Genomic DNA, 20,733 nt, shown 5'->3' on the forward strand with positions numbered 1-20,733 from the left:
CTGGGCTGCGCCGGTCGTGCTGGGCTGCGCCGGTCGTGCTGGGCTGCGCCGGTCGTGCTGGGCTGCGCCGGTCGTGCTGGGCTGCGCCGGTCGTGCGCCGTTGCTGCTGGCGCGGTGGGAGAGCTCACGCCGGTCTCTTTGATCATGCTGGTGATGCCCCTGTAGCAGGTCGGCGGTGGTTGCCGTCGCCGACCTGCCTGCCCACCGGCCTTCTCGCTCGTCTTCCCACCCCTCTCTGTCGGAGCCGTTCGCGCACCGTTCGTCGTCAGCGTCTTCGAGGTGGTCAGGGCGTGGTCGGGGCTCGAAATGCTATGGCGCGTGGTACCGCGACGACGGTGAGCGCGGATAGCAGCAGGCAGGCGGCGGCCTGGCGGACCGGTTCTGCACCCCCAACCGACGCCAGCCCACTCGATCCGCCCACCCATAACAAACCCGGGCCTGGAGCGCGACCGTCCGCCCGAGCGCGACCAGCCCACCTCGGTCTCCCGCGCCTGCATCCGCCGGCTCAGCCGGGGCCGGAACTGGCAGCCCGGCGCCCCCGCCGGCCCTGTCAACGACAGGCCCAGGCTGGGGCCTGGGCCCGAACGACCTGGCGGGGTGGTGGAAGGCGTGGTTGCCCCAGGCGTACCGTGGCGCGGGTCGAGCGGGGTCCGGTCCGTGCGGTTCCTACCCGTGTCGTTTGGCTGAGATCCTTGGCGAACGGCGCCCGCCTCCGCCGGTCCCCGCCGCCATCCGCACGGCGGCGTACTGACTGAGTTTCCCGACGAAGGTCCAGCCGCCGGGACGCGCGCAGTCCGACGCTTTAGGACGGTCCGTTTGCCGGACCACACAGGTCCGACGGCATCGATCATGGCCCGATCGAGATGGACGGTCGTATCGCTGGCGGCCCGCCGCTGCACGCCGGGGAGATCAGCATCGACCTCGCTGCCTCGGAGATCCCGGGAGCCCAGTCCGGCAGCGGCGACGAACACCGTGCTGCCACCCAGACTTCGCCGCAGGCGCCGTCGACCATCTACGTACTGATCGTGCGTCCCGTTCCCGTGTGGGGTGGCCATCCGCACGCCTCGCGACGCCGCAGATTGTCGGTAGGGCATGTAAGGATGGCGCACCCCGCCAGACCCCCGCGTGGCCAAGGGAGACCGGGTCCTGATGTCCGCCGCCGCACCCAGCCGCCCCTACGACGTCCTGCTCGTCGAGGACGACCTCGGCGACGCCCTGCTCATCGAGGAAGCGTTCCTCGCCCGCGGATGGACGGCCGGGAGACCCTCGCCGCGATCAAACACGACCCGGATCTGCACCGCATCCCCGTCGTGATCCTGACCACCTCCGACGCCCCCACCGACGTCACCGCCGCATAGCGGCCTGCACTCTGCGCCAGACGTTGACGACATCAGCGTTATCGGCTGGGCCCGCCAAGCTCATAGCCGAGCTCGCCGGCGAGCCCGTCGGCGCCGCGGCCGAAGACCAGGTTCTGGGGTTCGATGCCGAGCGGCGCGAGCGGGAGGACGCCTACGTGCGCAGCGTGGAGCCGCAGGACGAGACGATCCCGGGGGCGCGCACGGCGGCGAGACCGAGGGGCAGGTGACACGGCTACAGCGCCCCCACCGACGCGAGCACGACGACCGTCAGGCCCAGCGGGCCGCCGAACGTGGCACCGCCGCGTAGCACTGCGGATGATGTTGCAAAAGTTGGCGGCCGTCAGCTTGCCGGCGGCCACGATGGCGGCCGTGCCAGCCCTGGCGGCAGTCGGGTCTCTGTGTCTCCGTTCGCCACGTCCTCCTGCCCCTGCGTCAGCCCTTGGGCGTCGGTCAGGTTCGCCGCGTCCAGCTGGGCGCGGGTCAGGTCTGCCCGGTTCAGCTGGGTGCCGGTCAGCTTCGTCCCTTTCAGCTGGGTGCCGGTCAGGTCCGCCCCGCTCAGATCGGCGCGGGGAACGTGGTCGCGGACGGGTAGGCGTCCCAGGATGGTCAGCGCGGTCTGTACGTCGGTCGTTGGCGTGGTGGGGGCTGGTGGCGGTGGTGTTCCGGCTGGGTCCGGGGTCGGGGGGGCAGGTGTGTTCGCGGACGAACGCGGAGAGGACTTCCATGACGGTGCGCTGGTCGGCGGGTGAGTCGGCCGCTAGGCGTTCGAGCGCGTAGAGGCCACCGAGCCGCCCGTCGACGGTGTCGGCGCTGAGCAGGCCGATCGCGGCGACGTAGAACTCCCGGACGTGGGTGTTCGCGTTCGCTGAGCGCTCCCGGCCGTCCGCGGCCTCGTTCGCCCGCTTGGTCTCCGCGTTGGCCTGGCGGGTCTCGTCTAGCGCGATCAGCGCGCCCGCGATCGCGGTGAGCGCCGGGGCCGCGGTGAGCAGGCCGCCCTGCAGGGCGGCGCGGGCCTGGACCGCGCCGCCGCCGGTGCCCGGGTACATCCGGGTGGGCAGGTGCCAGATCGCGACGACCGCGGCGACCGCGCCAGCGCCAGCGAGCCCGGCGATGATCCACAGCCAGCGTCGGCCGGTCCGCCGCGCCGCTTCCCCGTTGTCGGCCATGGGGTGGGTTGTACCGCGACCGGCCGGCGCCGGCCGAGCACCGAGATGACACCTCTCACGATGTTAAAAAGGTAGGCGGGCAACCTCGCCGGGGAGTGTCGGTCCCGGTGTCGACGCCGGTGTCGACGCCAGTGTTGGTGACCGTGCCGGTGGGAAATGCTGTCTGCGCAGGTCGGCGGGGGTGAGCAACCCCGCCCGCCGGCACTTCGAGATGTCTTATCGGTCCGACGCCCGCAGGGGGACGGGGTGTGCGCGGGTTCCTGCATCGACAGCCCCGGGGCACCGGGGGTGTCACCGTGGCGGTCACCGGCCCTGGTCAGGGGCCGGTGTCGGCGTGATGCTGCGGAGATGCGGATACGGGGGCGGCGGGACGCGGTGTCAGACGAGCTGGGCCGGCTGCGCGCACGGGGCTACGCCCCGGCCGGGCGGGGGCCTGCGGGGATGGTCGGCGCGCTGGCGCGGGTGGTGCTGGACCCGGGGCCGGGCGACCCGGGCGTGACGGTCGGCGACCTGGCCGACGGGCTGGCGCTGTGCGCCGCAGCCCGGGTCGCCGGCGCGACGGCGGACGGGCGGCTGGAGGGCTGGCAGACGCGGCTGGTCCGCGCGGCCCGCACCGGCGCGCCCGGCCGGTCGCCGATGTCGTGGACGCAGATCGCCTCCGCGCTGGGCGAGCCGCTGGGCACCGTGATGGCCCACTACCCGCACCTGATCATCGATCCCCGCACCGGCCCGACCAAACGCGAGGAGGCGGCCGCGGCCCGCGCCGCCGGCGAGCTCCCTTGAGCCTTGCTCGAACGGCGTGCAGGTAGGCGGCCAGCTACGACCTGCACGCCAACGCCTACGTCAGCAAACCCACCGACCTCGACGCCTTCCTCGACACCGTCCACACCATCGACGACTTCTACCTCGGCCTCGTCCGCCTCCCCCGCCCCTGAAAACGCCGAGCGAGTCCTTGGCCGTTCGCACCCCAACGGCATCGCCGGGCGGTACGGCGCAGGGGCGACCGACGATACGAGCGTCACCAACCTGGCCGGGTAGTGCGCCTCCTGGCTCGCACCCAGAGGCGTGGGCGACCATCCGTCGATCGACTGGTGGACGAGTCCGGCTGGTGAGGACGGGCAGCGGCGGTCCGCCGACTCCTGGCCGAGCTTGGCGGGCCACCGCTGCGCACGCAGCGTAGCGGTCATGCGAGCAAATTGTGGTGATCCGCCGAGCCTGGTGGTGGCGGGCGGGGCGCACGTCGAAGCGGGACGCTGTCCACGCGGCGGGTAGGTCGACAGGCGAGCAGAACCCCCGACGCCCGCGGCGGCGAGGTCCTGTGTCGCGCGCGTCACAGGTCGGGTTCCGGCCAGGGGTCGTCTCCTGGTTCCCATCTGATTTCCAGGCCGATCCTGACCCGGGTCGTGTCCGGGTCGAGGTGCCGCAGGTGGTCGAGTGAGATCGTGGTTGCGTCGGCTTCCGCGATCTGGGCTGGCCGGCTGTCCCCGGTGAGTCGGGTCAGTTCGCGCAGGCGATTCTTGGTGCGTTCCGGGAGGTGGAGGTGATGCTCGTAGCGGCCCTCGTTGTCGGCCAAGACATCCCGAAGCAGCAGACCCCCGCTACCGCCCCAGGGGTCGTCAGGGCTCACCACGTTCGCATACGTACTGCACCTCACACGCGCCTCCCGCGACCCGGCAGAGCCACCTCGGCAACCCGCCAAGTCGAGATCGTGTCCGAGCTGAACCACCACCCTCAGATTATGGAAGGAACGGCGTGGTCGTTCCGGCCGATGGCCGCGGCTGCCGCCGTCGCCTCGGGCGCGGGTCTGCCCCTCGCCGCTGGACAGGCCGGCCTGGTCGCCGCCCAACTCATCGCCTCCAGCGCGCCCGCCTACCAGCAGGCCCGCGACCAGCGCCGCGGCGCTGCCGGCTGACTGTTGGGATTGCAGGAGGAACTGACCCCCACCAGCGTCCTCGATCGAGTACGTCGCATTTCCGCCGCGCGTCCGGCCCGGCGCTGCCGGCGACCCGGAGCGCCTGAGGCCGATCATCGACGTCATGGAAGCACACGAACGGCCTAGGTCATGCGTCCGGCCGACCCTTCCGAGCCCAGCGCGGCGACCGAGAGAAGTTCTTACAGCACGCCCAGCTTCTCGGCGACGGTCAGAGTGACCGGCAGTACGAGGACGAACGCGGCGCCGCCCGTGAGGAACGCGGCAACGAGGTCGGCGCCACCGGCGTAGGCAAGGACGCCGGCGGTCTGGCCGGCGAGGGCAGCGAGCGCCGCGCACAACGCGACGGCGAGGACGCGTACCAGGACACGATGGGGGTTCACGTCTGGCTCCAGTCGTGCGCCCCGCCCCCTGGCCGGCGGAGCGCTGGAGGCAGCGCGAAGCGGACCCTGCGTGATCCCCGGGTTGCCGTGGGCGGATGAGTTCGTCGCGCCGTGCGGCTTCGGCCCGAGGCGGCCAGGGGAAGGACGCGCCGGACATGGGAAAACCCCGAGTTCGGCGCCCGGCCACTCGATAGCCAGGCACCGCATCGGTCACTTTACAGACCGCCGGCCGCCGGACTGTCGAGGCCGGCGGCCTATCTGTGGCGAGCACGACCCCATCGGCTCCTCGGGTGGAAGCACTCGCCATGACCGGCCGGTTCCGGCCGGGCCCGCGGGGCTCGGCGGACCTCATGCCCCGCGCCGAACGCCGGCTGGCCGGGTGGGCCTGGGCCGCGCTGTCTTCGCGTTCTTCCGATCGCGACCGGGTCAGTGTCCGGCGGGCCCGGCGTGGCGTCTGTCGGTGAAGGGATCACGGGTCGTGTTCGTGTCCGGTCGGGGTCCGGTTCGGCCTGGCTGCCGACCAGGCCGGGTCCGGACCCGGACCCGGACGATCGAGTCAGGGCCGCTTCACGCTCGGGCGGACGGTCGGGGCCCCGGGGCCGGCGTCTGTTAAGTGTGGGGACCGAGCGGCTGGGCGTCGGCGGCTAAGAAGGCGACGCGGGTCCGCGGGGACGTCGGGCCGCGCAGCATCCCCGGGCCCCGGGCCCCGGGGGCTGTGGGCGCAGGTCGTAGGGGTGATCGGCCTTCTGCCCTTGTCGGGCGAACCGCGTCTCGCGTTGGGAGACGCGCGGTACCGCGACAACGGTGCGCGCGGATAGCAGCAGGCAGGCGGCGAGCAGCGCCGCGCGGCCGACCGCATCGCCCACCGCGCGGTCATGGTTGCCCTCCGCGCGGGCCCGACACGACCAGCCTGCGGAACTACCGCGAACCGACTGGGCGCAGAATTCTCGAGGGGGAGCCGCGAGGCGCCGACACTTACGGAGCCGAGGTATTCGCACAATGATCTATCCGACGCCTGCTCTGGACCGAGTCACTGACGTCGTGCGTAACGAGTACCACCAGGCGCTGTCGCAGCCCGGCGTGCGCGGCCGTGGGGTCGTGGGCGGCCTGACGACCGGCCAGATGCTGACAGGCAAGGCCTCCGTGTCCCCGCTGGTGGCCGCCTATCTGCAGCTGGAATCCTGCGCCGCTCTTGTGATCCCGAAACTTCTCCGGGTGAATCGCCAACCGGTCGAACCCGGCGTAGACGGAGTCGAGTTCCTGATGGCGACGGTGACGGACCCGCTGTTCGATGGCCTTCGTCAAGGCATGTGGGAGAACCTGTCGACGGTTATCCGTGAGGTCTACGGCTATCTGGTCGACCTGGTCGCGGAATGTCTGCGGAGCCTTCCGGACGGCGACGTCGGTGCTGTGCTCGTCGAGCTCTGGCACATAGCTGATGAGGACTTCGATCCTGAGAGCCCCGAGAACACGGACGACCTCAACATCGATGACCTGCTCCCGATGCCGACGAGGGAGACCCCGCATCTGTACCTGATCGACCTGGTGATAGATACGATCATCATCCGGCTTATGAAGCGACACGGTCCCGAACTGCTCCTGGCCTGGTCCGACACGGTCACCAGCATCTCGCCCACCTGATCCCACCCCTGCGCAGAGGCCGCCGGCGGCCCGGGCCGGGACGGCGGGCGCGGTCCTGCGGTCTGTGCTGCGCTGTTCGCTTCGTGTTACGGGCTGGTTGCCGTTCGCCCAGGGCGGTTGCTGCCGGTGGTTTGGGTGGCCCGGGATGCCTATGGTGTGGCGATGGGCGCGCGCGGGGTCTTCGATGCGATGGCGCTGCTGGCAGCTGTCGAGCAGGCGGCCCCCGCGGAGGCCGTGGACGTCCTCGCCGCCCGCCTGCGGGAAGACCTGGGAGTGCTCGCGGCGTCGTTTCTAATCGCCGACTACGCCAGCAACGTCCTGGCCAGGTTCTCCGGCCCGCGGGTCGGCGGGCCGGTCATGCAGACGGTGCCGGTGGCGGGCACGGTGGCGGGACGGGTGTTGCGGACGCAGCGTCCGGTTGTGGACCGTGACCGGGACCGGGTTGTGATCGTCGTGCCGGTCACCGCTCGGGGTGAGGCGATCGGCGTGATCGAGGTCGCCGTCGCCGCGACCGACGCCGGTGCCGCCGCGGTCGCGGACGGAACTGTCACCGCGGATTCCTCCGACGGGCTGGTCGCGGAGATCTCGCGGGCCGCGCACCAGTTCGCCTACGCGGTCGTGCTCAACCGGCGCTACACCGACCTGTTCGAGTGGGGACGCCGCTCGGTGCCCTTCGACCTGGCCGCGGAGATCCAGCGGCGGCTGCTGCCGGACTCGTTCACCTGTGAATGCGCGCAGGCGACGGTCGCGGGCTGGTTGGAACCGGCGGCGAGCATCGCGGGCGACACGTTCGACTACGCGTTCGGCCAGACCGACCTGTACCTGTCGCTGACCGACGCGATGGGCCACGGCCTGTCCGCCGCTGTCCTGGCCACGTTGATGGTCAACAGCCTGCGCAACGTGCGCCGCGAACACGACCGCCAACACCTCGCGGCGATGGCCGACCACGCGAACGCGATGATGGCCGCGCACTCCGGCCCGGAGCAGTTCGTCACCGGCCTGCCGTTCCACATCGACCTGCCCACCGGCACGCTCACCGCCGTGAACGCCGGTCACGTCCCGTTCTACCTGCTCCGCGACGGAGCGGTCGAGCAGATCAGCTGGCCACCAGACCCAGCGTTCGGGATGTTCGCCGCACAGACCTACACCGTGCGCCACCTCCAGCTACACCCCGGCGACCGGCTCCTTCTCGTCACCGACGGCATGACCGAACGCGCCGCCGCACAGATCGACCTCCCCGCACAGCTCGCCGCGAACAGGCAGCTACATCCCCGGGAGTTCGTCCAAAATCTGACCAGACTCGTCCTGGCCGCCTGCGACGGGAACATCAAAGACGACGCCACCGTGATGTGCCTGGACTGGCACCAAGGCACCGGCCCCGTACGCCGATCCGGCAGCGGCGCCGACCTCGACCGCGCCTCCGCCCCCGACCAGTAACCAAGACGTCTGGCAGAGTCGGATCGGCGCGTGTTCGGGTGGATGGTCGGGGGCTGCAGGCTGGTGTTCATGGGTAAGCGGGCGATCGGCCGAGGGCGCGAGATGGCCCGCTGGGACGCCGGAGCCCGGACTGCGCATACATGGACAAGGTCACGAGCACCGTCCTCGACGAGCCCCGCCGCCAGATCCTGGCAGACCCCGCGCACGGCGAGAACGCCCACCTCGACGTCGAGACCAGCGCCCCCGGGCCACGCCGCCGGGTGCAAGGACACCGTCCGCCAGTAGGTGTCAGCGCCGCCGGAGCACCGACCCGGTCGGGGGATTGCAAGGGGCCCCCTGCCGTTTCCTCGCGACGGTGACGTTGTGGCAGCCGATGGGTATGGTTATGGCAGGCGAGCGGACCGGATGGGGTTGCAGCCCCGGTCGAGGTTCCGCTGTCACCTGCGCCGTGCTGCGAACGCGGCGCAGGTGACGAACGGTTGGCCCCCGCCGCTCCTTGGTGAAGGCGCTGCGGCGGGGGCTTAACCCCTCCTCATGACGCGCCTCCCTCAGGCGGGTCGTCCTCTTCCCGCTCTCCCGGGTGGGAGGGGGTGCTTGTGGGCCCGCTGGTTGCAGACGGGCCGGCTGGCGTGTCCGTCCCCGGGCGCAGACCGACGACGAGTTCGATTCGGTTGAACAGGTCGTCGGGGGCGTCGCTGGCGGCGGCCTTCGTCACCAGAAGATCGAAGTACTGCCGCCGTAGGTCGTCGACCGTGCGGGCGTCGCTGGCAGCGGCCTGCGCCGTCCCGTCGGTCGGCGGAGCTGTGGCAGGAGGCTTCCGCTTCGCCGTTGGCCGCTTGGCGCGGGGAGTGCCCGGGCCACCAGAGCCGGTCCGGGTCGGAGGGAAGTGGGGACTGAGCGGCAGTTGAGCGACCCGTGCCGCGTGGAGGAAGAAGGTCGTGGCCTTGCGGCGCGTCTCTGCGGCGCTGAGATCGAAGGAACTCCGGAACGAGTCGTCCAGCTGCTGCTTGGTGCCGTTGGACTCCGACACCGCGACCTGCGCCGGATAGAAGCGACGGATCAGTTCGGCGAGCAGCTCGGAACGTCGTTCCTCGTCCGCCTCGGCCAGTTCCCGGAGCGCGGGCTGCACCTCGTGGCCCTCTCCGACCAGGCCGAACCCGCGGAGGGCCCCCATGAGGCTCGCCTGGTCGGTGCCCGACTTACTTCCCATCATCGAACGGTCGATCTTGGGCGGGAGGGGATGGGCTCCGAGGCTGCCGATGAAGCTCCAGAACGTCTGGAACGCCATGTATGGCGGCAGGAACTCTGGAGCGGTCGTTGCCTCGTCCACCCTCGGCCTCCTAGTGGCAGGACCGTTGATCTCTGCCGTAATGGGGCCTAGCTTGCCACAAGGTCCTGCCGGAAGGCAAACCTGCCGAGATAATCCTTGGCATGCCCCTGTGGCAGACGCAGCATCGGGGCATGGACGTGAACTACGGAACCCTCGTTGAGGCAGTCACGGCGTCCGGGGACACGGTCCGGATGCGCGCGCTTGAGCCGCCGACCCGGGGTCGAGACTTCCCGATCGTCTGGGTATGTACGGAAGAGGAGTTCGACGTGACCGAGCGTACTGGCGAGGAGCCCCACCGGATTCCGTGGCCGACAGAGTCGATCAAGGTGTTGGAGGCAACGTAAGCGCGCAGTAACGGCGATGGCGTCTAGAAGGGCGAGGTCTGGGCACGTCAGCGTGCGGGGTGAGGCAGACCAGACGGATGGTGCCGGCGCGGTTGATGCCGCCTGGTTCCGGGGGTATGCGGGTGGCGCGCCTGGCGCTGGACGATCTGCGTGTCGACCAGGTCAACGATCTCCAGGCGGTCTTCTTCGGTCATGGACCCTCGTCCGTCCGCAGGCGGGCCCGGCCGGTCGCCGGGGTGGGCAGGTGGCGGTTGAGGGTGGCGCGGCTGGACACGGTAGGCCTCGGTGACCCGGTCGACCGACTGGCCGGCTGCGACGTGGGCCGCGGGTCTTGGTCGGACTCGAACGGGCCCGATGGCTGGCCGTAGCCCCGGACCCGCTGGCGCGCGCGTTCTGCCGATCGCGCGCGGGGTAGCCGTCTGTTGGGCTCGGTGCCGGTCTGTCGGCCGGTCGGGGTCGCGGGTCGCGTCCGGTCGGGGTGCCGGTTCGGTCAGAAGGGCGACTTCCGGGTCCGGGTCCGGACCCGGACCCGGGGGCGTCGAGGCCGGACGGGGCGGCTTCGTGCTCGGGCGGACGGTCGGGGGTCCGGACGGGCGTTTGTTATGTGCGGGGATCGAGCGGGCGGGCCGTCGATGGCCGGGTATGCCGAACCGGGACAAACGTGGGCGGCTTTGCCGCGTCCATGATCGGCCTGCGGGTCGTCGTTGGCCACGCGCCGATGCCAGGTCCCTACTGCCTGCGCGAGGACCGCCGACGGATGGAGACGCGGCGTGGGCGCGCGGGCTCCGCGTAGACCGGGGGTGGCAGGGGCACTCGGTCGCGTTGGGAGAGCCAGTAGACGCGCTCACGCGGCGGCTGCGCCTGGTACTCCACGCGACCGGTCTGCTCGGTGGTAAGGCGCCACAGCCCGTCCCGGTCCGGGACGGGCTGGATCGGCCAGGCGGCGAGTCGTGGTCGCCAGGTGTCGACCACGCCGGTGTCCCGGTCGTCGGTGCAGATCACGCGGGCCTCGGTGCCCTCGGGCAGTGGCTCGCCATTCTCACGCGCATGCCACGCGGCCGCCCAGGTGTCGACGGTGCCGGCTGCGTCCAGAACGAGCACTAGCTCGCTGTCAGGAAGGAGCAGCTGTGGCGTGGCGGGCTTGTTGCTGGGGAAGTGCAGCGGCCCTTCGAAGGTCAGGTGGGCGAGACGACTGCCGAGGTTCTTGACCCTCACCTCTGCGGACATGATCATCTTGTGGTCGGCGTCGCGGGGGACATGCCACTCCTGACCGATGGGCCACGGCTGCGGCTGCCCGCGGGGCGCGGTCGAGGGCGCGTACGGCGGCCACTGAGGATAGTCCATGAAGATCTGGATCTGTGGGGCCTGTGCGTCGATGCGGGCGCGGGCTCCGTCTACCGCTACTGCCTGCGCGGTCGAGAGTGATTGTCGACTCGTTGCCGTGGAGCGACGTGTCTCGAATGCCTGCCATCCCACGAAGACTGCCGAACCGATCGTGCCGATCGCGCCGGTGATCATCCATGCATCCGTCACGTCGAGCGATTGTTCCCTACTCGCCCCGTGGGTGACGCACGGCCGCGGCCTTTTGGACTGCCGTGAAGGACACCTGCACCAGCGGGAGTGTGAGTGTCCGGCGTCCTCCAACTGCCAGGCCACCCACTCCGCTCACGCCCGGTCCCTGCCTGTATAGAAGACGAAGAAGTCCCACCCCTCCGCCTCCGGAACACCCCCCGAAGCGACCACACCACCGATCTTCCCACCACACGACGACCACGCCATTTGCCGGACCGGTGACCCTGGCAGATGGCAGCGTGCTGGCGGGCGCGGTGACGGGCAACCCGCGCATGGGTGGTCCTGTCTGGTTCGGCGAGGACGACGCCCACGACGCCGTTACCGAGATGGTCGAGGCCGCGGAGCGGACCGGCCGCCTGCGTGGCGTCCTCGACGCGGTCCGCTCACACCGGATCGAGGACGACTTCTCCAGCCGCTGGTCGTACGCGCGGGAGGACTTCGAGCGCAAGCTCCACGGCAAACGGCGCAAGGTCAAAGTCGCGTTCGTCGAACTCCCTGACACCATCCCGATGCAAGGGCCAGACAGTGAGGTGTCGGGCCGGCTCGTCACCCACGACTTCCTCCGCGCTGTTGGACGTCCGTAACCGGCAGATCGTCGTGCTGCTCGCCAGCGGCGTGACAAGCAAGACCGAGATCGCGGACATCCTGGGCTACGCCAACCACAGCGCCGTCTCCTAGCGCCTGGCCCAGATCCCGCGGGCCGCGCAGGCGTACTTCGAGCAGACCTGAGCCGCCGTGGCTGGGTGGTCCCCGGGACGCCCCGCTCCGGCCCGCTCAGGTGGGCAGCAGGGCAGGCTGAGTCGTCACATCGATGGGGTCGCCTCAGCCGGGCTGTCTTCGAGCAGTTGATTCCAGGCTCGGTGCCAGGCCTCCTCACAACTGCCGGCCAGGCCGCCAGGCGGACTCTCGGACTTGCGTGGCAGGATCGGCGGCGGTGTCCCGCCGAGGTCGTCGAGTCCGTGCGGCGGGGCACCGTCACGGCCGCCCCCCGGCCCGGGTCGTAGCGGCTCGGGGCGAAGGAGCCGGCAGGTGATGTGGGATTGTCAGCCGGTGCCGTAGGGGCCGGGGCGGCCGGCCGGCGGGTAGCCGCCGGTGCCGTTCATGCCCGCGGGCATCGAGCCCGTCATCGAGTTGTTCATCCGCGGCTGCTCCGTCATTGCCTGGCTCACCTTGGACGCGATCGCCTCGGTCAGTCGGATTGCCTGGGTGAGCGAGAGGTTGAGCACGATCTCGCTGTCATCGGTCATCGCGAAACGCACCGATACATCCGCCATCTTGATTCCTCTCGATCGCCGTCCCCGATGTCGGGGCAGGCAACGCCCTGGATCCCCCCGATATGCCTCCGGGCGCGCACGACGGCCGCAGGCCCCGCCCGACGACGGGACCAGCCGCGGGACGTGGTGACCCGCTCCACCATCCCCGACGGACCCGGCCTGGAGCCAGTCGCCCCCGGTTCGCCGGCGAGGTAGGGTCCCGGCGATCGATCCGGCCTGGGACAGCCCGTGGGGTGCCGGGCGTCCGGGTTGGTACGCGGAATGCGCCGATCCGGTCCGTGGATGGCGACCGGCGGACGCTGACGGTGAACGGGCTGGTGACGCGTCCGTTCACCACCTTGGTGCCACGCCTGGTCTGATCGGTGGACCTGTCAGGAGCCGGCCGCGGCCGTCCGGGCTAGCAGCGAGCCGGCGGCGGGGTGGCAGGCGGTGGCGAGGTCGGGGGTGGGTCGGCCCAGTAGGTATCCCTGCCCGGCGCAGATGCCCGCGGTGCGGGCGGCGGTGAGGTCGGCGGTGGTCTCGATGCCTTCGGCGATGACCTTGCTACCGATCTCTTCCGCGATCATGGTGATGCCGGCGGCGACGGCACGATGTGCTGGGTCGCTGCTCATGGTGCGGGTGATGAAACCGTCGATCTTGATGATGTCGGGGTGCAGGAGGAGAAGGAGTTCCAGGCCGGAGTAGCAGGTGCCGAGGTCGTCGACGGCGACGAGTATGCCGTGGCTGCGCAGTCGGGCGGCGGCGGCGAGGACTTGTGGGTTGTCGTGGGCCTGTTCGTGTTCGGTGATCTCGACGGCGAGCTGTTCCGGTGCCCCGGTGTCGAGGAGGAGGTCGACGATCCCGTTGGTGACGGTGGAGGGCGCGGCGTTGACCGCCATGCGGATGCCGGTGGGGAGTCGCGGGAGGTCGGTGAGTGCCTGTTTGATGGCGGCGGTTTCCAGCTCGGGGCCGAGACCGGCGGCCGCGGCGTCCTCGAACAACGCCGCGGGGGACTGTGTGCGGTCGGGTAGCCGGGTCAGTGCCTCGACGGCGAGGATTCGCCCGGTCGTGAGCTCGATGATCGGCTGGTAGTACGTCGTGAGGCTGCCGGTGTCGATCAGGTTGTGCACCTGGTGCCAGACGGCGCTGCGGGCCTCCCACATCTTGCGTAGGTCGGAGACGTAGTCGGTGAGGAACGCGGCGAGCAGCTGCAGGAAGCGCAGGTCGTTCGAGCTCAGCGACTCCTGGGCCTGCCGGTGCAGGCAGCCGATGAGGCCGTAGACGCGGCCGTCGATGTCGAGGACGGGCGCTGCCGCGTAGGCGCCGATGCCGAGGTCGCGTACGGAGGGGACATGGGCGGTTCGGGGGTCGTGTGCGGTGTCAGGGATGAGTTGGGGCAGCGTCCCGCCGAGCACCTGCCCGAAGAGGCTGTCGCCGCGGCGGAGGGTGCATCCAGGGCCCAGGCCGAACAGCTGTGCCTTGCCGCAGAGGACCTGCAGCACCAGCAGATCGCCGTCGAGGCGCCCGAGCCAGGCGACTTCCATCCGGAGCCTGCGCCGGAGCAGGTCGACCAGCGCGACCAGCGCATCGCTTGGGGTGTGCACCTCGCCGTGGGGTCCTAGACATGTCAGGTCTTGGGACATGCGACTCCCTCCGGAGGAGGGTTACCCGTGATGCCCGCCGGCGACACGGATGATCTCCCGCGAGGTCGACGAATGCCCAGGCCACCGCGCTGAGTCGGTCGCTGGCACCAACGGCCTGACGCTGGCACCGAAGCGGCCGGCCTTGCGCCCGGCACGCAGGTTCAGTGTGGTGTGCGTGGCTGTGGCGAGGCCGCGGCCGGGCGTCGGAGGTGACCGATGGATACATCGGTGGTGGATGCTCTCCTACGGAGCCCGGATCTGAGCGATGGCGGCTTTCGGGGGCTGGTGGTGGCGGTGGCCGTGATGGCTCCGGATCGTCTGCGGGATCTGGTGGATCCCTGCGATCTGGACCCGGACCGTCGGGCGGACCTTGTCCGTGCCATCTCGCGGTATGACGTCGTTGCGATGTTGGAGCGTTGGCCCGCTGATGCCGGTCTCGTCGAGACGGCGGAGGCGGCCCATGGGGCTCAGCCGTCGTTGGTGGTGTACTGCGCGGTGCAGGGCTGGGATGGTGCGGGCGTGCGAGATGGCGGCCAGGCTGGCGCCCGATGACGTGGGTGTGGTTCCCCGTCTGTGGCGTGGGCGGCTCGGTGTGGTGATCCCCGAGGATGTTCGGTTGGCGCTGCTCGACGCGCTGCTGGTGCCCGGCGAGCGTCCAGCCGGCCCTCGCGTCCCGCCGATCGGTTGCTGACCGTTGCCTCGGACGCGCCGGCTCCGGCGCCGTCTTGCGTGTTCTGCCGATTGCGAGCGGAGCAGTGCCCGTCGGGCTGGGCTCCGGTCTGTCAGTCGGTCGCGGGTCGTGTCCGTGTCCGGTCGGGGTGCGGTTCGGTCTGAGGGCCGACCGGTCCGAGTCCGGGTCCGGACCCGGACCGGGGGGCCGCTTCGTGTTCGGGTGGACGGTCGGGGCCCGGGGGCCGGCGTTTGTTAAGGGCGGGGATCGGGCGGCTGGGCGCCAGCGACTGAGATGGCCGAAGTGGGTGCGCGGAACCTCGGGCCGCGCAGCATGCCTGGCCCGGGGCTGCGGGTGCCGGTCGTGGTCGTGGCGGTCATCGGCGTTCTGCCCTTGTTAGGTGAGCCGCCTCCTGTGTCGGGAGACGGGCTTCGTCTGCCGGTCGGCCTTTCTGGAGGGCGTGCATAGCCGATTGTCTTGTCGCTGGCACAGGGCTAGTAAGGTCGGGTCATTGATCGCTGGCATGCGCGGCGGGCGTCCTGGCGGAATGTCTCGAAGTCTTTTCAAGATTTTTCGCAGGGTGTCTGGAGGACGGGGCGTGCGACCCGCTGGCGGGAGGCCGGCGGTACCGTGCGTGGCTGCTGGCGTCACAGCGTCGCAGGTCAAGGGCCTGCTGGCAGGCCGGAGGTGTCGCTGGCGTCTGGCTCGCGGCCCGGTGGTTCGGCTGGGTGCACGGTTTCGCTGTGCGGCCCGCTGTCTGACAGCGATCTTCGTCTGGCAGTGCGTGCAAGATCGCGCTGTCTTCTCGCTGGCATCGATGTGGTGTCCTCAGACTCCTCCGATTCAAGGGGAGTCTGGAAAGGACACCCGCGTCGTGCCCGACGAAATGTTCTCCCTTTCTCCGCGAGCCGCCGGCCCGGCCGTCGCTCGTCCAGCTGCGTCGGCGCGCCCGTGGTCGCCGCGCGCTGATCGCCGGGGCGATGCCGATCCCGGTCGGGCTCGCGCCGTCGCAGCGCGGATCACCCAGCGGGCCTCTGAGCCGTTGCCGACCTGCCGGCCGGTCCGGTACCCGCCCGCCGGCCAGTCGGTGATCACCCCAGGTGGGTCGCCGGTCCCGCGCGGGTCGCGGGCATGGAAGTGCTGCGGGCGACACCAGCGACCCTCAGGGCCGCCGGGTCGCCGCGGCCGACGGTCATCGTTCAATCGGACTAGTCCGTGTGCACTATTTTCCGCTGGCAATGCACGTCAGAGCCTATTTCGATCTCCTGGCCCGGCGTTCCGATGGGTAGGGCCCATTCCTACTAGTCGTCCGGCGGAAAGCACGCGCCCAGCAGGCCGCTGGGCCCAGCCCCCCACAGCCTGTTGCACAACGTTCGGACAACACTTGTAGATCAACTGACAAAAATGGGGGTCAAAGTCGGGTTTCTTATGTGACCGCGGTTCCAAGCCGCGCGGAAGGAGGACCTCCTGTGACCGACCCTGCCCACGCTGATCCGGACCGTTCCCCCGCCCGTGACCAGCCCCGCCCCGAACGACCCCTATCGTCTGTGCCACAGCACACCGGCGACGTGCGGCCTGTCGTCGCGCCCGCGGGTCGCCCGTGTCCGTCCACCGACCCGCCGCCGGACAGCAGACGGTCCGGGGGTGGGTCCGGGTCCGGACCCGGCTCTTTTCCCGGTCGGTCCTCCGCCTCCGGCGTAGATGCGAATCCGGACTCGGATTCGGTGATTGTGTGTCCGCGGTCCATTCCTGGATCGGAGTATTTCCCGTGTTTGCGGGGTTCCCTTCCCGACCGTCCGGGGGTTATTCTTGTGGTCAATGAGCCGGATACTGCCCCGTGCCCTGCTGGGAGCGGCTGCCCCATCCTGCCCACCTCCACCTCTGCCCCGTCGTTTTCCGCGACGCCGGGAGGCGCCCTGACAGCGGCCGGCGCCCCCGAAGGCAGCGGCGGCCCTCGGAACACCCGGCGCGACGACGAGCGCGCTGGGCGGATAGCACCTGCCACCGAACACCCGGACGGGTCGGTGGGGGAGCGGCCCGATGAGCCGGATGCCCGTGTCCTCGCGTTGCGGCCTCGGTCGCGGGCCGGGTCGGGGCCGCGGTGGGTGTTCCACGGTGAGGTCGAGACGATCACCGGTCCGGAAGCCGATCGGATTCGGGCGGAGTTGGCGGACGTGATCCGTGATCTTCTGCTCTGGGCCGCCGGCCAAGACGGCGGCAACCCGGCGCAGGACGGTGGCGCAGTGGAGGAAGGGGAGGCGGCGTGATCGATCCTGGTCATCTGTCCCGGGCGGCCGACCCCGGCCGCCCGGGGCTCGGTCCGGCGGGGCGGGCGGCGGACCCGGCGCGTCCGGCGGGGCCGGCCCTGTCGGATCTGGCGGTGTCGCCGTTCGCGTTGCCGTTGGCGTTGTTGGAGCGGGAGGTCCGGGTCGCGTTCGCGGGTCGGACTTCGACCGAGGAGCAGCAGGACCCCCGCCAGTCGATGATCCGCCAGCTCGACCGGGCGAAGTCCGCGCTACCGGAGACCTGGGTCATCGTGGCCCACTACTACGACGTCGAGTCCGGCCGCAAAGACCTCGCGGACCGTGGCCACGGGGCGGACGTGTCCCGGTTCGACATCCCGATCCCCCGCGACGGCGGCATCGATGATCTGCTCGCCGAGGCTTCGCATCCGAACCGCCGGTTCGATGTGGTGATCTGTGAGTCGATGTCGCGGATCGCCCGGCGGATGTACGAGACCCTCGCGATCGAACGCCAACTCGAACAGGCCGGAGTCGCGCTCCTGGCCTGGAACGAGCCGATCAAGGTCGACGGGCCGCGGGCATCGCAGATTTTGCAGCGGCGGATCAACCAGTCGGTCGCCGAGTACGAGGTCTGGAACACCCTGGAAAGCTCCTGGGGTGGGCTATGCACCCACGTCCGGGACGGCTGGAACATCGGCAAGCCGCCGTATGGCTACCGGGCGAAGAGTGTGCGGCATCCCAACTCGGCGAAAGCCGACCGGGGGGCGACGAAGAGCCGCCTCGAACCCGACGGCGCCCGGGGAGAGACCGTCACGCAGATCGCCCACTGGCGCTACTACCGGAAACTGGGCTACGGGGCAATCGCAGAGGCGCTCAACGCCGACCCGGAACGCTGGCCACCACCCGAACCCGTCGGCGGCGCGCACCGGGCCCGTGGCGCCTGGGGCAAGTCCACCGTCGCGGACCTGTTGCGGAACCCGAAGTACACCGGTTACCAGGTGTTCAACCGCCGGGCGAGCCGGTCGCGGCACGGGGCGGTCAACGGGCCGGAGAAGTGGGTCTGGTCGGACAAGCCCGTCCACGAACCGCTGATCCCGAAGTGGATGTTCGACGAGTTCAACGCCCACCGCACCGAGCGGCGCGGCTCCCGCCAGACCAACACGCTGAACAGCCACCCCGCGAGCAAGCGAACGTATGTGTTCCGGGGGATGGTCCACTGCACCTGTGGGCGGCGGATGGCGGGTAACGTCCGCGAACCCGGCGCACCGGTCTGGTACATCTGCTGGCCGAGAGCGAACAACCGGGGCCGCGACGACAAACTCGACACGCATCCCAAGACCGTCCGCATCCGCGAGGACGTCCTCGAAACGGCGATCGCCGACTTCTACGCCGAACGGGTCTTCGGCCGCAGCCGGATCACCCTGCTCACCGCGGACATGGCCAGCTACGACGACCGCGCCACCCAGGAACGCGACATCGAACGCGCCCGCCTGCGCAAGAAGACCGACGACCTCACCCGCCGCCAGGCCAACCTCCTGCGCCAGGCCCAGGACGGTGACCCCGACGACCCGTTCACTCAAGGCCTACGCGCCACCTACAACCAGCTCGACGCCGAACGCAAGATCACCCTTGCGAAGATCGAAGAACTCGACGAAGCGGATGCCGCCGAACCCGACAGGCCCGGACCCGACACCCTCCAACTCCTCGACGCCCTACCAGAACTCAAACTCAAGCTCCACCAGGCACCGGAAGCGTTGCAGCGACGCCTCTACGAACTCACTGACCTCACCGTCCACCTCGATCACGAAAGACAGGAAGTCCAGATGACGATCAAAATTCCGGCCGTCGACCTCGAACAGGTCGCAACCCTCGCGGAAGGAGCCGCCAAGCCCCCCGCGCCCCGCACAGCAACTCTCTCTCGCGTGGATGCTGTACGTGCCCCCGGCAGGAATCGGACCTGCGGCCTACCGCTTAGGAGGCGGTCGCTCTATCCACTGAGCTACGAGGGCGGGCGTGTCGGCTGCGCGCCGGAGCCGGCTGAGACCGGATCATGCCGCGCGTCGACCAAGCAAGAGTACGCCGGATCGCCTGCCGGCTCGCGACCGAGGTCCGCCGGGCCGGCCCTGTCTCGCGAGCCCAGCCGGAAGTCTCGCCGCGAGGCCTCCCTGGAGCGCTCGGGCCGTTCGCGTACCACCTCACCGACCATGATCGGCGTTTCGGCCCTCGGGTGGTCGTGATCGGGGCGTTTCCGTGACCACTGGAGGGCCAAAACGGCGATCACGAGGGTGGCGGCAAGATCCAGGGCGCCCAGAGGGCCGTACACCGACACGGAGGCGCGACGCAGGCGCCGCTGGGCGAGGCTCAGCGGCGCCGATCGTTAGCGCGACTACTGGACGTAGACGAGGGATGCGGTTCGGCGGTCGATCTGGGCGGGTTTGTCGATGTTCTGGTGGATTCTCACGATGTCGCCGGCGGACTCGATGACTATCGGGGCGCCAGGGACGATGCCGGCCTCCTGGAGGCGGCGCATGACGTCCTCGTAGCTCTGTAGTCGCTCGGAGATCCAGCCGACCGTGACCGGCTTCGCCTGCCCGGCCGCGCCGTCCGCGGTGGAGAGCAGGCTCGTCGGGATGCCGCTGCCGTTCGCGGTCTGTTCGACAGCGGGCGGGATCTCGTTGCCGAACGGACAGAACTTCGGGTCGCCCAGTAGCACCGTCAGGCGGGCCTCGACCTCGTCGGAGATCACGTGCTCCCAACGGCAGGCCTCGTTGTGGACGAGAGCCCAGTCGAGGCCGATGACCTTGGTGAGCAGCAGCTCGGCGAGGCGGTGCTTACGCATCACCGCCGTGGCCCGAAGCAGGCCCTTGTCGGTGAACTGGACGGTCCGGTCCTCGGCGAGAGCGACCAGGCCTTCGTGCGCCAGCCGAGCCGTCGACTCGCTGGCGGCGGGAGCGCTGACGTGCAGCCGCTCCACCAAGCGCGCGCGTAGCGGCGGGATGCCCTCTTCCCGTAGCTCGTACAGGGTACGGAGGTACATCTCGGTACTGTCGATCAGTGCAGTCACCGGCCTCCTTCGTTCACTAGCCAGGGTACGCCGACACCCGCCGCGATAAGAGCCCCGTGGGGCGCGTCGACGCTCCGGGTCGACCGGGCACGCCGTCAGAACGGCCCTTGACAAGAGTCTCCTGCCCTGAAGCGGCTTGCCACCCGGCGCGTGAGGGGCAACAACTCGGCCGGACCGCCGATTCCATGAGCGCGTAACCGCCCCGGACCCGGGCGCGCGCCGGGTCCCATGCCGGGCGGTGACCACGGGCGAGAACTACACTCGTCGGGTGAGCACCACGCAGATCCGGCCAGAGACGTCCGACACGCGCACGGGCGAGGGCGATGACTACTCCCACTTCGCCCGCCGTGAGGACATCGTGCGGGCGTCGATCGAGGGCGGTCGAGTGACCGCGCTGTGCGGCTTCAAGTTCGAGCCGGTCAGGGACCCGAGCCGCTTCCCCGTCTGCCAGAAGTGCAAGGAACTCGTCGAGATGGCCGAGCAGTTCGGTTAGAGGCTCGCCCGGCTCGCCGCCGGGGCAGTTCGCCCCGGCTCACCGCCGAGGCCAGCTGGCCCGACCACGGTCGGGCCTTCGACGGTTTCCGCTGCCGCCCGTTCCCGGCGATGCCCAGCCCTGGCGCGCCCGGTAGCGAGCCGCCTGGCCATCCGGGCATCCGGGCGCCGGGTGGCGTCCGCGAGGACGTCAGCGTCCCGCTGAAG

16 protein-coding genes, 1 tRNA gene and 4 pseudogenes are annotated in these 20,733 nt (G+C 70.3%); 12 read left to right on the plus strand and 9 right to left on the minus strand.

Going from position 1 to position 20,733, the window contains the following annotated elements:
- Nucleotides 1-1,149: 1,149 nt before the first annotated feature.
- Nucleotides 1,150-1,355 (plus strand): annotated as a pseudogene (locus I6A60_RS20340) (response regulator); the annotation flags it as partial.
- Between the two features lie 343 nt (nt 1,356-1,698).
- On the opposite strand, the gene I6A60_RS43630 reads toward I6A60_RS20340, so the two are convergent.
- Nucleotides 1,699-1,968 (minus strand): pentapeptide repeat-containing protein, encoded by a 270-nt coding sequence (locus I6A60_RS43630; RefSeq protein ID WP_307873776.1) that lies wholly within the window; start codon nt 1,966-1,968, stop codon nt 1,699-1,701.
- 904 nt (nt 1,969-2,872) lie between these two features.
- On the opposite strand from I6A60_RS43630, the gene I6A60_RS20355 reads away from it, so the two are divergent.
- Both I6A60_RS20355 and I6A60_RS41850 read left to right on the plus strand, forming a co-directional pair.
- Nucleotides 2,873-3,307 (plus strand): hypothetical protein, encoded by a 435-nt coding sequence (locus I6A60_RS20355; RefSeq protein WP_203022438.1) that lies wholly within the window; start codon nt 2,873-2,875, stop codon nt 3,305-3,307.
- A 32-nt stretch (nt 3,308-3,339) separates the two neighbouring features.
- A pseudogene (locus tag I6A60_RS41850) lies at nt 3,340-3,459 on the plus strand (response regulator); the annotation flags it as partial.
- 395 nt (nt 3,460-3,854) lie between these two features.
- On the opposite strand, the gene I6A60_RS20360 reads toward I6A60_RS41850, so the two are convergent.
- Complete coding sequence (locus I6A60_RS20360) at nt 3,855-4,151, minus strand: hypothetical protein (protein ID WP_203022439.1); 297 nt, start codon at nt 4,149-4,151, stop codon at nt 3,855-3,857.
- 111 nt (nt 4,152-4,262) lie between these two features.
- Here I6A60_RS20360 and I6A60_RS20365 point away from each other — a divergent pair, with 111 nt between their 5' ends.
- On the plus strand, nt 4,263-4,436 hold the full coding sequence (locus tag I6A60_RS20365) for a hypothetical protein (protein ID WP_203022440.1): 174 nt from the start codon (nt 4,263-4,265) through the stop codon (nt 4,434-4,436).
- A 200-nt stretch (nt 4,437-4,636) separates the two neighbouring features.
- Here I6A60_RS20365 and I6A60_RS20370 read toward each other — a convergent pair whose 3' ends face one another.
- Nucleotides 4,637-4,837 (minus strand): hypothetical protein, encoded by a 201-nt coding sequence (locus tag I6A60_RS20370; RefSeq protein WP_203022441.1) that lies wholly within the window; start codon nt 4,835-4,837, stop codon nt 4,637-4,639.
- Nucleotides 4,838-5,935: 1,098 nt separating this feature from the next.
- Between I6A60_RS20370 and I6A60_RS20375 the strand changes: the two genes are divergently transcribed.
- Nucleotides 5,936-6,478, plus strand: coding sequence for a hypothetical protein (locus tag I6A60_RS20375; RefSeq protein ID WP_203042314.1), 543 nt, complete (start codon nt 5,936-5,938; stop codon nt 6,476-6,478).
- A 162-nt stretch (nt 6,479-6,640) separates the two neighbouring features.
- Nucleotides 6,641-7,915: a PP2C family protein-serine/threonine phosphatase gene (locus I6A60_RS20380; protein WP_203022443.1), complete on the plus strand. Its 1,275-nt coding sequence runs from the start codon at nt 6,641-6,643 to the stop codon at nt 7,913-7,915.
- 532 nt (nt 7,916-8,447) lie between these two features.
- On the opposite strand, the gene I6A60_RS20385 is transcribed toward I6A60_RS20380, so the two are convergent.
- On the minus strand, nt 8,448-9,245 hold the full coding sequence (locus I6A60_RS20385) for a hypothetical protein (protein WP_203022444.1): 798 nt from the start codon (nt 9,243-9,245) through the stop codon (nt 8,448-8,450).
- 131 nt (nt 9,246-9,376) lie between these two features.
- Between I6A60_RS20385 and I6A60_RS20390 the strand changes: the two genes are divergently transcribed.
- Nucleotides 9,377-9,589: a hypothetical protein gene (locus tag I6A60_RS20390; protein WP_203022445.1), complete on the plus strand. Its 213-nt coding sequence runs from the start codon at nt 9,377-9,379 to the stop codon at nt 9,587-9,589.
- Between the two features lie 729 nt (nt 9,590-10,318).
- Here the strand turns inward: I6A60_RS20390 and I6A60_RS20395 are convergent.
- Nucleotides 10,319-10,933 carry a hypothetical protein gene (locus I6A60_RS20395; RefSeq protein ID WP_203022446.1) on the minus strand — a complete coding sequence of 205 codons (615 nt, stop codon included), beginning with the start codon at nt 10,931-10,933 and terminating at the stop codon, nt 10,319-10,321.
- A gap of 446 nt (nt 10,934-11,379) precedes the next feature.
- Between I6A60_RS20395 and I6A60_RS20400 the strand changes: the two genes are divergently transcribed.
- Complete coding sequence (locus I6A60_RS20400) at nt 11,380-11,745, plus strand: hypothetical protein (protein ID WP_203022447.1); 366 nt, start codon at nt 11,380-11,382, stop codon at nt 11,743-11,745.
- Nucleotides 11,746-12,204: 459 nt separating this feature from the next.
- On the opposite strand, the gene I6A60_RS20405 is transcribed toward I6A60_RS20400, so the two are convergent.
- Nucleotides 12,205-12,435 (minus strand): hypothetical protein, encoded by a 231-nt coding sequence (locus I6A60_RS20405; protein WP_013421808.1) that lies wholly within the window; start codon nt 12,433-12,435, stop codon nt 12,205-12,207.
- Nucleotides 12,436-12,643: 208 nt separating this feature from the next.
- Here I6A60_RS20405 and I6A60_RS44090 point away from each other — a divergent pair.
- Nucleotides 12,644-12,778 (plus strand): annotated as a pseudogene (locus tag I6A60_RS44090) (hypothetical protein); the annotation flags it as partial.
- A gap of 28 nt (nt 12,779-12,806) precedes the next feature.
- On the opposite strand, the gene I6A60_RS20410 reads toward I6A60_RS44090, so the two are convergent.
- Nucleotides 12,807-14,057 (minus strand): EAL domain-containing protein, encoded by a 1,251-nt coding sequence (locus tag I6A60_RS20410; protein ID WP_203018509.1) that lies wholly within the window; start codon nt 14,055-14,057, stop codon nt 12,807-12,809.
- Nucleotides 14,058-14,273: 216 nt separating this feature from the next.
- On the opposite strand from I6A60_RS20410, the gene I6A60_RS20415 reads away from it, so the two are divergent.
- Nucleotides 14,274-14,609 (plus strand): hypothetical protein, encoded by a 336-nt coding sequence (locus I6A60_RS20415; protein ID WP_203018511.1) that lies wholly within the window; start codon nt 14,274-14,276, stop codon nt 14,607-14,609.
- A 2,600-nt stretch (nt 14,610-17,209) separates the two neighbouring features.
- Nucleotides 17,210-18,343 (plus strand): annotated as a pseudogene (locus tag I6A60_RS44095) (recombinase family protein); the annotation flags it as partial.
- A gap of 563 nt (nt 18,344-18,906) precedes the next feature.
- Here I6A60_RS44095 and I6A60_RS20430 read toward each other — a convergent pair.
- Together I6A60_RS20430 and I6A60_RS20435 are read right to left on the minus strand one after the other, a co-directional pair.
- Nucleotides 18,907-18,979, minus strand: a tRNA-Arg gene (locus tag I6A60_RS20430).
- A gap of 377 nt (nt 18,980-19,356) precedes the next feature.
- Nucleotides 19,357-20,034, minus strand: a complete 678-nt coding sequence (locus I6A60_RS20435) for a metal-dependent transcriptional regulator (protein ID WP_203018515.1) — start codon at nt 20,032-20,034, stop codon at nt 19,357-19,359.
- A 268-nt stretch (nt 20,035-20,302) separates the two neighbouring features.
- On the opposite strand from I6A60_RS20435, the gene I6A60_RS41855 reads away from it, so the two are divergent.
- Entirely contained in the window at nt 20,303-20,527 is a 225-nt protein-coding gene (locus I6A60_RS41855; RefSeq protein ID WP_203018517.1) for a DUF3039 domain-containing protein, read from the plus strand.
- The last annotated feature ends 206 nt before the right edge of the window (nt 20,528-20,733 follow it).

The sequence above is a fragment of the Frankia sp. AgB1.9 genome, from assembly GCF_016786355.1.
GTDB lineage: Bacteria > Actinomycetota > Actinomycetes > Frankiales > Frankiaceae > Pseudofrankia.

Bases quoted from the DNA above. Each gene is read 5' to 3' on its own strand.
- I6A60_RS20355 (WP_203022438.1), top strand. From the start codon at position 2,873: ATGCGGATACGGGGGCGGCGGGACGCGGTGTCAGACGAGCTGGGCCGG.
- I6A60_RS20380 (WP_203022443.1), top strand. From the start codon at position 6,641: ATGGGCGCGCGCGGGGTCTTCGATGCGATGGCGCTGCTGGCAGCTGTC.
- I6A60_RS20395 (WP_203022446.1), bottom strand. From the start codon at position 10,933: ATGGACTATCCTCAGTGGCCGCCGTACGCGCCCTCGACCGCGCCCCGC.
- I6A60_RS20365 (WP_203022440.1), top strand. From the start codon at position 4,263: ATGGAAGGAACGGCGTGGTCGTTCCGGCCGATGGCCGCGGCTGCCGCC.
- I6A60_RS20415 (WP_203018511.1), top strand. From the start codon at position 14,274: ATGGATACATCGGTGGTGGATGCTCTCCTACGGAGCCCGGATCTGAGC.
- I6A60_RS20410 (WP_203018509.1), bottom strand. From the start codon at position 14,057: ATGTCCCAAGACCTGACATGTCTAGGACCCCACGGCGAGGTGCACACC.
- I6A60_RS20405 (WP_013421808.1), bottom strand. From the start codon at position 12,435: ATGGCGGATGTATCGGTGCGTTTCGCGATGACCGATGACAGCGAGATC.
- I6A60_RS20390 (WP_203022445.1), top strand. From the start codon at position 9,377: ATGGACGTGAACTACGGAACCCTCGTTGAGGCAGTCACGGCGTCCGGG.